The following is a 12,295-nucleotide window of genomic DNA, read 5'->3' as shown; positions in this document are numbered from 1 at the left end:
TCTGGAAGGGATCAGCCCCGATAACCCAGCCAGTAGATCGCGACGAACAGGAACAGCCACACCACGTCCACGAAATGCCAGTACCAGGCGGCGGCCTCGAACCCGAAATGACGCTCCGCGGTGAAGCCGCCACGCAGGGCGCGGATCAGGCACACGGTCAGGAAGATGGTGCCGACAATGACATGGAAGCCGTGGAACCCGGTCGCCATGTAGAACACGGACTGATAGACGCCATCGGTGAACTTGAACGGCGCTTCCGAATATTCCCGTGCCTGACAGATCGTGAAGGACATACCCAGCACGATGGTCAGAATCAGCCCGATAATCAGTGTCCGGCGATTGCCATGGGCAATCCCGTGATGCGCCCAGGTCAGGGTCAGGGCGGAGGTCAGCAGGATCAGGGTATTGACCAGCGGCAGATGCAGGGGATTGAAGGTATGCACCCCGGCTGGCGGCCAGACAGCGGCGGCTGCGCTGGTCAGGTTGCCCATATTGCTCGGGAAAATCGAGAAGTTGAAATACGCCCAGAAAAATGCGGCGAAGAACATCACTTCCGATGCGATGAACATCAGCATCGCATAACGCAGGCCGAGGCGCGTCAGCGGGCTGTGCAGACCGGGGGTGTTGCTCTCTTTCAGAACCTGACGCCACCAGCCGAACATGCACAGCAGCACGGCGGCGATACCGGCGGGCAGAACCAGCTTGCTGTGGTGGTTGGCATATTCGGCGATCCCGAACAGCAGCAAGCCGCCTGAGAAAGCGGAAATAATGGGCCAGGGGCTTGGATCAACAAGGTGATAAGGCTGCCTGATGCCAGAACTCACCGGGATCGCGGCGCTGTGCGTGTCGGTGCTCATGTCGTTTCCATCAACATATCACAGGGAAGAACGCCAACCACCGCGTGCGGTCAGCCTGATTTCAATCCCGCATTATTGCCGCGCATCATCATTAAAAAATCCGTCATATCAAGGGCTGATATGATACTTTTATCGCATTGATGCTGGAATTTTCTGCCAGGTGCCGTTCCGGGGTCATCAAAAACCCGGTTTTCCGGCTTTACGGCACCACCACCCGCAGGGGGCAGGGGGCATCGCCGATATGAAGCGGCGTATGGCCAGCCGGGTCGCCGTCAGCTTGTGCGGGCAGGATCGTGCTGCCCGGAAATATGATCTCTCTGCCGCGCAGGAATTTCAGACCGGTGCAGGCGGGCAACTGTCCAAACAGCAGTTGCAGCCCGTATTTGAGAATGTCGCGCGTTGAATCCTGCTGAAACATGGCGATGGAGAAACCGGGACTGTCGGAGGCCGCATCAGGGGCCAGCAGGAAGGGGCCACCGTAATAGCGGCCTTTTGCGACGATCACGGTGGCAGCCTCATGCGGTTGGCCATCTATGATCACCGGAAAGCGGGTGCTGCGGTAGCGGCTGATCTCCCGAATGCTTTGCGCGGCATAGGCGATGCGGCCGGTAAAGCGTTTCAAGGGAAGGGGCAGGTGATGCACAACCTGCGCATCGAATCCAACTCCCAGCATCTGGACGAACAGGCGCTGCCTCTGCCCGGCCTGCACCAGACCAGGCCAGAGCGGGCGCGTGCGGCGGAAGGCGAGGGTGGAGGCAATGGCCTTGGCCCTGACCGGTAATGTCAGCTCATGCGCCAGTACATTGGCGGAGCCGAGCGGCAGAATGCCGAGTCGGGTAGGGCTTCCGATCATGCCCTGTGCTATTTCGGCGATGGTTCCGTCGCCTCCGGCAGCGACGATCATGTCGGTACCGCTGGCGGCAGCCTGCCGTGCCAGCTCTGTGGCGTGGCCGGGATGGCGCGTTTCCGCAAGCTCGACCTTGATCCCGTGCTCAATCAGCAGATCCAGCACGGCCCAAAGCCGGCCGGGTCGACGTTGCCCTGCCGCTGGATTGAAAATGACGATCAAGATCAGCTTGCCTGCGCTGTCGTATACAAAAGGGTGAATGTCACATTATGATGCTCAAGTGTGACATCGGTATTTCGACACTATGGCAGATATATTATATTTAAAGTAATTCCATTATCACTTCCAAGTCACATAATATTCATGATTTTTGACTGGTAAATCGGCCTATCCGGCATGCGGAAAGCAAGGAGGCCATCGGATGGACCTGCCGGTCAGCGTCGAACATTACCGAACCGTTTTCATATCCGACCTCCATCTTGGCACGCGTGGGTGCAGAGGGGAGTTTCTGGCGGATTTTCTGCGGCGGGTGAGGTGTGACCGGCTTTATCTGGTCGGCGACATCATTGATGGCTGGCGGCTGCGTAAAGCCTGGTACTGGGATCAGCAGCATGATGAGGTCGTGAGGCTGATCCTGCGTCACGCCCGTTCCGGCACCGAAGTCATCTATATCCCCGGCAATCATGACGAGATGTTCCGCGCCTGGCTTCAGCCCGACGGGTTGGAAGTGGCCGGGATCAGATTGATGCGGGAAGCCGTGCATGAAACGGCGGATGGGCGCCAGTTTCTGGTTATGCATGGCGATGAGTTCGACAGCGTTGTGCGCTATGCGAAGTTTCTCGCCGTACTGGGGGACTGGGCCTACACGCTGGCGCTGGAGATCAATCGCTGGTTCAACGCGGTGCGACGCCGGATGGGTTATCCGTACTGGTCCCTGTCCGCCTGGCTGAAACGTCAGGTCAAGGAGGCAGTGAAGGCGATCGACCGGTTCGAGAACGCTCTGGCCGGTGAAGCGCGCCGCCGTGGTCTGGACGGGGTGGTCTGCGGTCACATTCACCATGCTGAAATGCGTGAGGTGAACGGTGTTTTGTACATCAATGACGGTGACTGGGTGGAAAGCTGCACGGCGCTGGTCGAGCATGCAGACGGTCAACTGGAACTGATCGACTGGGCGGCCAGAAACCAGTTATCATTCTTCGCGGGGCGCCGGTCGGAGGTACTGCAAACTGCCTGATGACAGTGCTTTCAGGGCCGGCAGTTTCGGGCGGATCGCCCGCGATTCCGATCGCGTATGGCCTCCAACGGGGATAGGTTTGCGCATCCTGATTATCTCTGATGCCTGGCAGCCGCAGGTGAACGGTGTCGTGCGCACCTTGACCATGCTGGAGCGCGAACTGCGACAGCAAGGCCATGTGGCCGAGGTGATCGGCCCGGACCGGTTCCGCACGATTGCCTGCCCGACCTATCCGGAGATCAGGCTGTCCCTGTTTCCGGCGACCAGACTCAGGCGGATGATCGTGGCGTTCAGGCCGGATGCGCTGCATATCGCGACCGAGGGGCCGCTGGGGCTGGCCGCTGCACGGTGGGCGCGGCGAAATGGCTTCCCTTTCACCACTGCTTTCCACACCCGCTTTCCCGATTATATCAAGGCTCGCACCGGCCTGCCGGCTGCGCCCTTCTACCGATGGCTGAGGCGTTTTCATGCTGCCGGAGAAGGGATGATGGTTGCGACGGAAAGCCTGCGCCGGGAGCTTTCCGAACGCGGGTTCAATCGGCTGCTGCCATGGTCACGCGGGGTTGATCTCGATATTTTCCATCCCGGCGCTGATACGGAAGATGTCTTCGCTGATTTGCCGCGCCCGGTTTTTCTGTATGTCGGGCGTGTGGCGGTCGAGAAAAATATTGAAGCTTTCCTCAGCACCGATCTGCCGGGCAGCAAGGTCGTGGTCGGGGAAGGCCCGCACGCCGCCCTGCTGAAGCGTCAATGGCCCTCTGCGCACTATCTTGGCGCGCGTTATGGCGCGGCGCTGGCGGCGTGCTTCGCCGGGGCGGATGTCATGGTTTTCCCCTCTCTCACCGATACGTTCGGGCTGGTCACGCTGGAGGCGCTGGCCTCCGGTACGCCTGTCGCGGCTTTTTCCGTCACCGGGCCGGGCGATCTGCTGCGCGATGCCGGAGAGGTCGGTGTGCTGGCGGAGGATCTGACCCAGCAGGCACTCAGCCGAGCGGCCATGCAGGCTCTGAATGCCGATCGGGCGCAATGCCGCCGGTTCGCGGAGCAGTTCAGCTGGGCGCAATGTGCCCGCGTTTTCGTCAGCAATCTTCGCCCGGTCTGGGGGTTGCAGCAGAAAACAGGTCGCTACCATGCTGGGGAGGAAAGGTAGGTTGCGCCTTTCGCTTTGACGGTGTGCGTGCTACCGGCGCGATCCATGCTCAAACGCCTTTCCCGTCATCCCGGAATACAGAGTGCCGGTGCCTGGCTGCTCCGGGCGTGGCTGCATTTCGCCCTGACGACGACGCGCTGGCAGTGGGAGGGAGAGGAGCATGTGGCCACTTTTCTGGGTGGAGACTCCCTGATCTGCGCTTTCTGGCATGAGCAGCTGGCCCTGATGCCGAAGGTCTGGCTGCGGTTCCGCAAGGCCAATCCGGAGCCGTGCCATGTGATCATCAGCCGGCATCGGGATGGGCGTCTGGTCGCGACCTTGATGCGCCTGCTGGGGGCGAAAACGCTCAACGGGTCGTCCAGCCGGGGCGGTGCCACGGTGTTGCGGGACACGCTGCGTATTCTGGAGCAGGGCGGCCGGATCATCATCACACCGGATGGCCCGCGTGGCCCGCGACGGCAGGCGGCGCCCGGTGCCACGGCGATTGCGGCGATGAGTGGCCGCCCCTTGCTGCCGGTTGCTGCACAGATCAGCCGTCGTCTGGTGCTGAAAAGTTGGGACCGGATGGTGGTGCCGATGCCATTCGGGCGTGGTGCCGTGGTGGTTGCTGCGCCGATCCTGGTGGAACGGGATGATATGCGCCATGCCACCACCCTGTTGGAGGAAGCGTTGAATCGCGCTTCGGACCAAGCGAACCGGCTGTGTGGTCTGGCTCCGGACGTGATGACGGGGACGCCGGCACGCGTGGCGAAACCGTGATGCGTTCTTTGGCCGGATGGCTGTACGCAGGTGCGGCCAGTGTGGCGATCCCGCTGCTGAACCGGCATCTGGCCAGACGGGCGCGGCAGGGCAAGGAACAGGTTGCCCGCCTGCCGGAACGTCGCGGGTTGGGGGCTGATCGTCCGATGGGGCGTCTGCTCTGGCTGCATGCGGCAAGCATTGGGGAAAGTGTTTCAGTGCTGCCATTGCTGGCTGCCCTGCATCGTCTTGATCCCGCTCTGCATGTGCTGTTGACGACCGGAACAGTGACCTCTGCCGTGCTGATGGAAACGAGGCTTGCTGAAATGGGACTGGCGGCAGCGGTCACGCACCGTTTCGTGCCGCTGGATGTGCCGCTCTGGGCAGCACGTTTTCTGAATGGATGGAAGCCGGATGCCGCCGTGTTCGTGGAAAGCGAACTCTGGCCCAATCTGCTGGCGGCGTGCCGGAGCCGGGGGGTGCCTCATGCCCTGTTGAATGGCCGTTTATCGGCGCGGAGTGCCCGAAGCTGGCGCATCTTCCCTGCTCTGGTGCGGGAGATGCTGGCCGGAATGCAATTTATCATGGCCCGCTCGGGGGAAGATGCTGCCCGGTTCCGGTCGCTGGGGGGCATGAAGGTGCAGGCGGCCGGCGATCTGAAATTTGCGGCTCCTCCCTTGCCTGCCGATCCGGCTGCATTGCGACTTTTACAGGCGCAGATTGGTGGCCGTGCGATTTTTCTCGCCGCCAGCACGCATCCGGGAGAGGACCAAACCGTTCTGGCTGTACATGCCCGTCTTGCCGGAGAGTCTGCTGCCCCTCTGCTGACCGTGATCGTGCCGCGCCACCCGGAGCGGGGCGCCATGATTGCCCCAGGTTCTCCACGCAGATCGTTGCAGCAGGCGCTTCCGCCTGCAGGAGAGTCCGGGATTTATGTCGCGGATACGATCGGGGAGCTGGGGTTGTTTTACCGGGTGGCTGACTGCGCCTTTATTGGCGGCAGTCTTATCCCGCATGGCGGGCAAAATCCGTTGGAAGCCGCGCGCCTTGCCTGTCCCTGCGCGGCTGGGCCGCATATGGAGAATTTCGCCGATGCAGTGGAGGCTTTGGAGGCAGTGGGGGGATTGATACGGGTTGATCATGAAGCCGGATTGACCGATTTCGTCCGGCATATGGTGAATGATCCCGATGAAGCTGCCGCGCGTGGGCAGCGGGCTTGCGCGGCGGTGCAGGGATGGGATGATCTGCCGCAGCGTTTGGCTGTGATGGTGTCGGAGATGACGAAATGATACGCACCCCCGGATTCTGGCTCCGCAACGGCCCAACCGCCAGGTTGCTGGCCCCGGCTTCAGCCCTGACGGCGGCTTTCACGGCGCATCGTGTGGCCCGGCCGGGCTGGCGGGCACCAGTGCCGGTGGTGTGCTGCGGTAATGCCACGGTTGGCGGCGCAGGCAAGACCACAATTGCGCTGGATTTGATCGCAAGGCTGAAAAAGCGCGGTTTCACACCGCATGCCCTGACCCGCGGGTATCGGGGACGTGTAAAGGGTGTGGTGCAGGTCCAGCCCGACGATACCGTGTTTCAGGTCGGCGATGAGGCATTGTTGTTGGCGGCTTCTGCCCCTTGCTGGGTTGCCCCTGATCGCGCTGCTGCGGCACGGGAGGCGATTGCCGCCGGAGCCTCGGTGCTGGTGATGGATGACGGGTTGCAGAATCCCGGTCTCGCCCGCGATCTGTCCCTGCTGATTATCGATGGCGCGGTCGGGTTCGGTAACGGGCGCGTCCTGCCGGCCGGTCCGCTGCGGGAGCCGGTTGCGGCGGCTGCGGCACGCTGTCGGGCGGCGGTGATCGTGGGGGATGACGTGACCGGCACAGCGCGTCAATTGCCTGCCGGTTTGCAGGTTCTGCGGGCGCACCTGACCGCAACAGGGACTGAAGCCCTGATTGGCCGCCCGGTGCTGGCTTTTGCCGGAATAGGCCGTCCAGCCAAATTCGCCGAAACTTTGACACGGGCCGGAGTGGAGGTCGTCGAACTGCGTGGCTTCCCGGATCATCACGTCTTTACCGAGCGCGACCTGACTCTTCTCGCGCAGGATGCGGCCGCAATGGGGGCCGTGCTGGTTACGACACCGAAAGATGCTGTCCGGTTGCGTTCTGACTGGCAGAAGCGGGTTACCGTATCGGGCGTCCGCATCGTCTGGGAGGACGAACAGGCGCTGGATCGTCTGCTGGATACATTGCCGACCCGGCATGACCGTGCCTCTGAGGCTGCTCTGCGACAGTCGCACGATTCTGCCACCATACTGGCATGAGCCATTGCCGATGAAGGTCTGGCACGCGATTCAGGGTCAGGCGCTGCGTCTGGTGCTGGCATTGCTGAAGGCATTGGGTGCGGAGCGGGCTTCTGACCTCGGGGGGGCTGTGGCGCGGAGGATCGGGCCATATCTGCCGGTCAGCCATGTCGCGGACAGAAATCTGCGTCTGGCGATGCCGGAACTGGATGCAGCAGCCAGACGGCGGATCATTGCCGGGGTATGGGATAATCTGGGCCGCACCGTAGCCGAATATCCGCATCTGCCATTGCTGAAGCGTACGCAGTCCGGACCGGGCTGGGAAATCGAGGGCGAGGAGATTCTGCTTGCGCAGGCGGCGCGAGGGGGAGCCTGCATTTTCGTCTCCGGCCATATCGGCAACTGGGAAGTGCTTCCGCCCGCCGTGGCGACGTTCGGGATGTTCATGTCCAGCATCTATCGCGCGCCCGCCAATCCGGTGGTGGACGAAATCCTGCTTTCCTTGCGTCGTCGCGCCATCGGGGCGGAGATTCCACTGTTTCCAAAGGGGGCCGTGGGCGCGCGGTACAGCGTTGCGCATCTGCGGGCCGGCGGTTGTCTGGGGATGCTGATCGATCAGAAGATGAATGACGGCATCGAGTCCTCGCTGTTCGGCTATCCGGCGATGACCGCTCCGGCAGCGGCGGCTCTGGCGCTGAAATTCAACTGTCCGGTGATCCCCGGTTATATGCGGCGGATCGGCCCGGCGCGGTTCCGCCTGATTGTGGAGCCGCCTTTATCCCTGCCGGAGACCGGCCAGCGGGCCGAGGATATCGCGGCGTTGACCCTTGCGATGAATCAGGTTCTGGAACGCTGGATACGGGCCGTGCCGGAGCAATGGTTATGGCTGCACCGGCGTTGGCCGAAGCCGGTGATGGCCGCCCTTGCGGACCGCATCACAGGGGAAGCGTGATCCGTGCGCGCAGGCCGCCCAGCGGGCTGTCCTCCAGCGTGATGTCCCCGCCATGGCTGCGGATAATGTCGCGGCTGATCGCCAGACCAAGCCCGGTCCCGCCGGCGGAGCCGGACTGGAACGGCTTGAAAGCGGCTTCCCGCCATTCCTGGGCGAGTCCCGGACCGTCATCATCCACCGTGACATGGGCGGCCCGGGACCATGCGTTGATGCTGACCACGACCCGTTGACCGTGACGACAGGCGTTATCGACCAGATTGGCCACGGCGCGGCGGCAGGCATCCGGGCGCAGCGGCAGCATCAGCTCCGGCGGGGCTGAAAGCGTGATATCGGCTCCGGCGCGGCGGGTGCCGTTCACGACCCCCTGCACCAGCCGGACGAGGTCAGAGGGCTGGGTCTGCTCGGTTCCTTCACCGCGTGCAAACGCCAGATAGGCCTTGATCATCCGCTCCATGTCTTCCAGATCGGCGATCATGGCCCGGCTTTCCTCCGGTAGCTCTTCCAGAGGTACAGAGGGCAACATGGCCACGGCCAGACGCAGGCGGGTCAGCGGCGTGCGCAGATCGTGGGAGACACCGGCCAGCATCTCCGTGCGTTGCGTGATGAAGCGGCGGATGCGCTCCTGCATACGGTTGAAGGCGGTGGCGGCACGGCGGACCTCAATAGCGCCTTCCGGTTTGATCGGTCCACGATCCCGCCCCATGCCGAAGGCTTCCGCTGCCCCGGCCAGCCGTCGGATAGCCCGAACCTGATTGCGCATGAACAGCGCGGCAACGGCGAACAACAGCAGGGCGGAGCCCACGGTCCAGAACAAAAACAGGTAGATAGTGGCGGTATAAAGCCGTTTGCGGGGGGCTTTCACATCCAGCACGCCCTGCGGCAATTGCACATGGATCAGGACGGATTGGGTGTCGGAAATCCAGTCCATGGTGAAGGGCAGCTTGACCATTTCTTCCAGCGCGGCCCGAAGGTCATCATCCATCGGGCCGAGAATGTTGTGGGGTTCCCGTGGGCTGAGGGTGGCACCAGGCCGAATGGTAGCCATGATCGCGAACTGCCCCCAGGTATGGCGCAGGATCCAGTCCTGATCGGCCGTATCGGGAAAGCGGCGCAGCAGATCAATTGTGTAGGCGATTTCTCCGGCGACCGAGAATGACAGGCGGCGGGAAATGACATCCAGATGGCTGCCGTAGAAAATCTTGAGCGAGACGGCCTGCACCAGCACCAGCGGCAGCAGGATGATCAGCAGGGAGCGCCCCAGAAGGGAGCGAGGCAGAAATTTTTTAATGGCCCGGCGCAGCCCGGCGCGTTGCATCCGGCCGGCCAACTGGAAACGGGGTGATATGTCCTGCGCTTCCGGCAGGTCCGGCTCAGAGATGTGATCGTGCGGGCCGCTCATGGGCCCGGTTTCAGCACATAGCCACGCCCCCGTACCGTGTGCAGGTAGCGGGGTTCCCTTGGATCAGTCTCGATCTTGCGGCGCAGGCGGGTAACCTGCACGTCGATGGCGCGTTCACTGGCCTCGTCCATGCTCAGAACCGCTGCCAGCTCTTCCCGGGAAAGAACTTCATTGGCCCGTCCGGCGAGGGCCGCCAGCAGGGCGGTTTCGCCGCCCGTCAGACGGGTTGCTCCATCCGGTCCCCGCAATTCGCTGCGATCCGGGTCGAAGATGATCTGCCCCAGTTTGACCGGTCCGGTCGGTGCGGGTGGGGTCGCCGGAATGGAAGTGCGCCGCAATACCGCACGGATGCGGGCCACCAGCTCATCGGGTTCGAACGGCTTGGCGAGATAGTCATCCGCCCCGGCTTCCAGCCCGGCAATCCGGTCTTCCGGTGCGCCGCGTGCCGTCAGCAGGATGACGGGCACGTCCTGTCCATCCTGACGCAGACTTTCGGTGAGGCTCAGACCGTCCTCCCCCGCCATCATGACGTCCAGCACTATCAGATCGGGTTGAAGAAACCCCATGGTCTGCCGGGCTATAGTGGCATTTTCAGCCGTGATGACACGAAATCCACGCTCGGCCAGAAAGCGGGACAGCAGGCGGCGCAGGCGGTCATCATCATCGACTACCAAGATCATGGTGGCTTCTCCGCCGCCCTGATCTGATGGCGACATCAGATTTTCCTCCGATTGCGAAACGCCGGGTCCGCCTGATCAATACAGGTGCGGGCATCCTTCCCCGCGAGGCTGTAAAGCACGCGGCGAAAACCCTCCACCGCATGGCCACCAGACTCGCGATAGGCGGCCGTCAGAATGGCTTTCTGTCTTTCGAACAGGCGGCGTTCCAGCGACTCCCCGCTTTCGGTCAGGCGCAGCAGGCGTTGACGTCGATCTTCATTGCCGGGCGACTGCATGACATAACCACGATCCACCAGATTGCCCAGCACGCGGGCCAGGCTCTGCTTTGTAATACGCAGGATCGACAGCAGATCGCTGACTGTCAGGTCGGGATTACGGGCAATGAAATGCAGGGCGCGATGATGGGCGCGACCGAAGCCCAGCTCCTCCAGCGCAGCATCTGCAGACGCTGTGAAATCGCGATAGGCGAAGAACAGCAGATCCTGTGCCAGCCGCAATTCCTCCTCACGCAGGAACAGCTGATGGGTACCGGCCCCGTGAGAGGTTTCCGCAGGCCAGGACACTCGTTCTGATTGCATGATGACGTCGCCATCCCTGTTTTATCGAGCACTCCGGTCGCCGGGCGGTTCACAAGACCGGGATCGTGACTGTGCTGTTGTTCAAGTCATAAAGGTAGGAGGATTTCCGTGCTCTGTCCTCCTTCTTTGCTCCAATCAGGCATCCCAGTTAGCCTTTCAGATGGCGGATTCATGGCGAAAGAATGGCTGATAACCTGTCGGAAGTCAGGATCAATGTTCCCGTACGGCGCGGGCATCCCATCTTAGTCCCGGCAGGATCATATCGGGATGGAGTTCATCATCCAGCACTGCCGGACCGGCGATACCGGTCAACACCAATACGGCATGGCATCCGGCGGCACGGGCACCCTTGATATCGTGTCTGACACTGTCACCGATGGCGACCACCCGTTCCCGTGGCGGATCGCCGAGCAGACGCAGTGTATAATCATAGATTGACGGAAAAGGTTTGCCGATCCATCGGACCAGCCCCCCCAGCTCAATATACAGCTCCGCGATGCGCCCGGCTCCGAAAGCCTGTCCGCGCGGCGTCAGCATGACCAGATCGGGATTGACGCATAAAGCGGGCACGCGCCGCGCGGCGGCGGGGGCAAGCAGGGTGCGATAATCGGCCAGCGGTACTTTCTCCCCCTCGCTGCCGCCGATGATGACCAGATCGCATTCCTGCGGGTCGTTGGTCATGGTCAGCCCGTTGCCTTCCAGCATGGAGCAGTCATGATCGCGGGAGATCAGCAGGCAGCGTGACGCACCGGTGGCTTCGGGCAGAATCCCCGCGGCCAGCATATGGTACGCGACCTCGCCGGAGGAGATGTTCAGATCATAGGCATCGTCCGGTACCCCGATTTTGGCCAGCCGTTCCGCGTTCGGTCCGGCGCGGCGACCGGAGTTGGACAGCAGGGCCACCTGTTTGCCCATGGCGCGCAGTTGGTACAGAGCATCGAGTGCTCCCGGATAGGGATGTGTGCCGTCATGGACCGTGCCGAACTGGTCGATCAGAAAAACATCATGGGTTGCGGCAAGGTTTTGCAGGCTCATCCGCCGCACCTTTGATACCGGATCAGGTGCCGGACTGTGTCCGCACCGATGCCGCCAGTTCATGAATTTTCCGCGCCATCGCTTCCAGCCCGCTACCCCGGTTGATGGAGAGCGATCCGGTCAGGCCGAGAGTTTTAAGCCAGACCGGATCGGTGGCAAGAATTTCCGCAGGTGTTCGGCCGGAATAGACCCGCAGCAGCAGTGCAATCAGCCCGCCGACGATCAGGGCATCGGATTTGCCGGCCAGATACAGCGCAACGTTCTCGACGCGCGCTTCCATCCAGACCTGACTTTGGCATCCCGGCACCTTGTGTGCGTCATTCATCCAGTCGGCGGGAAATGGCGGCAGGGTTTTGCCCATATCGATGATGAACTGGTACCGATCCCAATCCTCATCGAACACGGACAACTCGTCCGCGATGGCCTCGATGGCGGCCTCTGCGCTGTCTTCCTGCGGATGGTAGAACGGATCGTCTGTCATGGCTGCGATGTGCGGCCTGCCCGCCGCGCCGTCAAGCAGGCAGGTCGCAACGAA

At 62.3% G+C, this 12,295-nt stretch carries 13 protein-coding genes; 6 read left to right on the top strand and 7 right to left on the bottom strand.

Features of this window, described 5'->3' with window-relative positions; genetic code table 11:
- Nucleotides 1-11: 11 nt before the first annotated feature.
- Nucleotides 12-857 carry a cytochrome c oxidase subunit 3 gene (locus GBCGDNIH1_RS23745; RefSeq protein ID WP_011632950.1) on the bottom strand — a complete coding sequence of 282 codons (846 nt, stop codon included), beginning with the start codon at nt 855-857 and terminating at the stop codon, nt 12-14.
- Between the two features lie 199 nt (nt 858-1,056).
- A complete protein-coding gene (locus tag GBCGDNIH1_RS23740) occupies nt 1,057-1,926 on the bottom strand; it encodes a diacylglycerol/lipid kinase family protein (RefSeq protein ID WP_011632949.1) in 870 nt (289 codons plus the stop codon).
- A 199-nt stretch (nt 1,927-2,125) separates the two neighbouring features.
- On the opposite strand from GBCGDNIH1_RS23740, the gene GBCGDNIH1_RS23735 reads away from it, so the two are divergent.
- From GBCGDNIH1_RS23735 to GBCGDNIH1_RS23710, 6 genes are all read left to right on the top strand, one after another.
- Entirely contained in the window at nt 2,126-2,938 is an 813-nt protein-coding gene (locus tag GBCGDNIH1_RS23735; protein ID WP_011632948.1) for a UDP-2,3-diacylglucosamine diphosphatase, read from the top strand.
- A gap of 79 nt (nt 2,939-3,017) precedes the next feature.
- Nucleotides 3,018-4,088: a glycosyltransferase family 4 protein gene (locus GBCGDNIH1_RS23730; RefSeq protein WP_011632947.1), complete on the top strand. Its 1,071-nt coding sequence runs from the start codon at nt 3,018-3,020 to the stop codon at nt 4,086-4,088.
- Nucleotides 4,089-4,133: 45 nt separating this feature from the next.
- Nucleotides 4,134-4,847 carry a lysophospholipid acyltransferase family protein gene (locus tag GBCGDNIH1_RS23725; RefSeq protein WP_025287538.1) on the top strand — a complete coding sequence of 238 codons (714 nt, stop codon included), beginning with the start codon at nt 4,134-4,136 and terminating at the stop codon, nt 4,845-4,847.
- Complete coding sequence (locus tag GBCGDNIH1_RS23720; protein ID WP_011632945.1) at nt 4,847-6,115, top strand: 3-deoxy-D-manno-octulosonic acid transferase; 1,269 nt, start codon at nt 4,847-4,849, stop codon at nt 6,113-6,115. Before GBCGDNIH1_RS23725 ends, GBCGDNIH1_RS23720 begins: the two co-directional genes overlap by 1 nt.
- Complete coding sequence (gene lpxK / locus GBCGDNIH1_RS23715; protein ID WP_408874670.1) at nt 6,115-7,137, top strand: tetraacyldisaccharide 4'-kinase; 1,023 nt, start codon at nt 6,115-6,117, stop codon at nt 7,135-7,137. Before GBCGDNIH1_RS23720 ends, lpxK begins: the two co-directional genes overlap by 1 nt.
- A gap of 10 nt (nt 7,138-7,147) precedes the next feature.
- On the top strand, nt 7,148-8,068 hold the full coding sequence (locus GBCGDNIH1_RS23710) for a lysophospholipid acyltransferase family protein (RefSeq protein WP_011632943.1): 921 nt from the start codon (nt 7,148-7,150) through the stop codon (nt 8,066-8,068).
- On the opposite strand, the gene GBCGDNIH1_RS23705 is transcribed toward GBCGDNIH1_RS23710, so the two are convergent.
- The 5 genes from GBCGDNIH1_RS23705 to GBCGDNIH1_RS23685 form a co-directional block, all read right to left on the bottom strand.
- A complete protein-coding gene (locus GBCGDNIH1_RS23705) occupies nt 8,052-9,467 on the bottom strand; it encodes an ATP-binding protein (RefSeq protein WP_011632942.1) in 1,416 nt (471 codons plus the stop codon). The two genes, GBCGDNIH1_RS23710 and GBCGDNIH1_RS23705, sit on opposite strands and share 17 nt — an antisense overlap.
- Complete coding sequence (locus tag GBCGDNIH1_RS23700) at nt 9,464-10,183, bottom strand: response regulator (RefSeq protein ID WP_011632941.1); 720 nt, start codon at nt 10,181-10,183, stop codon at nt 9,464-9,466. The genes GBCGDNIH1_RS23705 and GBCGDNIH1_RS23700 overlap by 4 nt, the downstream gene beginning before the upstream one ends.
- On the bottom strand, nt 10,183-10,725 hold the full coding sequence (locus tag GBCGDNIH1_RS23695; protein ID WP_011632940.1) for a MarR family winged helix-turn-helix transcriptional regulator: 543 nt from the start codon (nt 10,723-10,725) through the stop codon (nt 10,183-10,185). Before GBCGDNIH1_RS23695 ends, GBCGDNIH1_RS23700 begins: the two co-directional genes overlap by 1 nt.
- A 210-nt stretch (nt 10,726-10,935) precedes the next feature.
- The gene (locus GBCGDNIH1_RS23690) at nt 10,936-11,760 is read right to left on the bottom strand and encodes a TIGR01459 family HAD-type hydrolase (RefSeq protein WP_011632939.1); all 825 of its coding nucleotides are present in this window, start codon (nt 11,758-11,760) and stop codon (nt 10,936-10,938) included.
- A 22-nt stretch (nt 11,761-11,782) separates the two neighbouring features.
- On the bottom strand, nt 11,783-12,241 hold the full coding sequence (locus tag GBCGDNIH1_RS23685; protein WP_011632938.1) for a SufE family protein: 459 nt from the start codon (nt 12,239-12,241) through the stop codon (nt 11,783-11,785).
- Nucleotides 12,242-12,295 lie beyond the last annotated feature (54 nt).

Source organism: Granulibacter bethesdensis CGDNIH1 (assembly GCF_000014285.2).
GTDB lineage: Bacteria > Pseudomonadota > Alphaproteobacteria > Acetobacterales > Acetobacteraceae > Granulibacter > Granulibacter bethesdensis.
Note: the sequence above shows the minus strand (reverse complement) of the source record. Positions and strands in the feature narration are given on the sequence as shown.

Coding starts and splice junctions, on each gene's coding strand:
- GBCGDNIH1_RS23695 (WP_011632940.1), bottom strand. CDS start 10,725: ATGCAATCAGAACGAGTGTCCTGGCCTGCGGAAACCTCTCACGGGGCC.
- GBCGDNIH1_RS23705 (WP_011632942.1), bottom strand. CDS start 9,467: ATGAGCGGCCCGCACGATCACATCTCTGAGCCGGACCTGCCGGAAGCG.
- GBCGDNIH1_RS23690 (WP_011632939.1), bottom strand. CDS start 11,760: ATGAGCCTGCAAAACCTTGCCGCAACCCATGATGTTTTTCTGATCGAC.
- GBCGDNIH1_RS23710 (WP_011632943.1), top strand. CDS start 7,148: ATGAAGGTCTGGCACGCGATTCAGGGTCAGGCGCTGCGTCTGGTGCTG.
- GBCGDNIH1_RS23745 (WP_011632950.1), bottom strand. CDS start 857: ATGAGCACCGACACGCACAGCGCCGCGATCCCGGTGAGTTCTGGCATC.
- GBCGDNIH1_RS23700 (WP_011632941.1), bottom strand. CDS start 10,183: ATGTCGCCATCAGATCAGGGCGGCGGAGAAGCCACCATGATCTTGGTA.
- GBCGDNIH1_RS23685 (WP_011632938.1), bottom strand. CDS start 12,241: ATGACAGACGATCCGTTCTACCATCCGCAGGAAGACAGCGCAGAGGCC.
- GBCGDNIH1_RS23725 (WP_025287538.1), top strand. CDS start 4,134: ATGCTCAAACGCCTTTCCCGTCATCCCGGAATACAGAGTGCCGGTGCC.
- GBCGDNIH1_RS23735 (WP_011632948.1), top strand. CDS start 2,126: ATGGACCTGCCGGTCAGCGTCGAACATTACCGAACCGTTTTCATATCC.
- GBCGDNIH1_RS23720 (WP_011632945.1), top strand. CDS start 4,847: ATGCGTTCTTTGGCCGGATGGCTGTACGCAGGTGCGGCCAGTGTGGCG.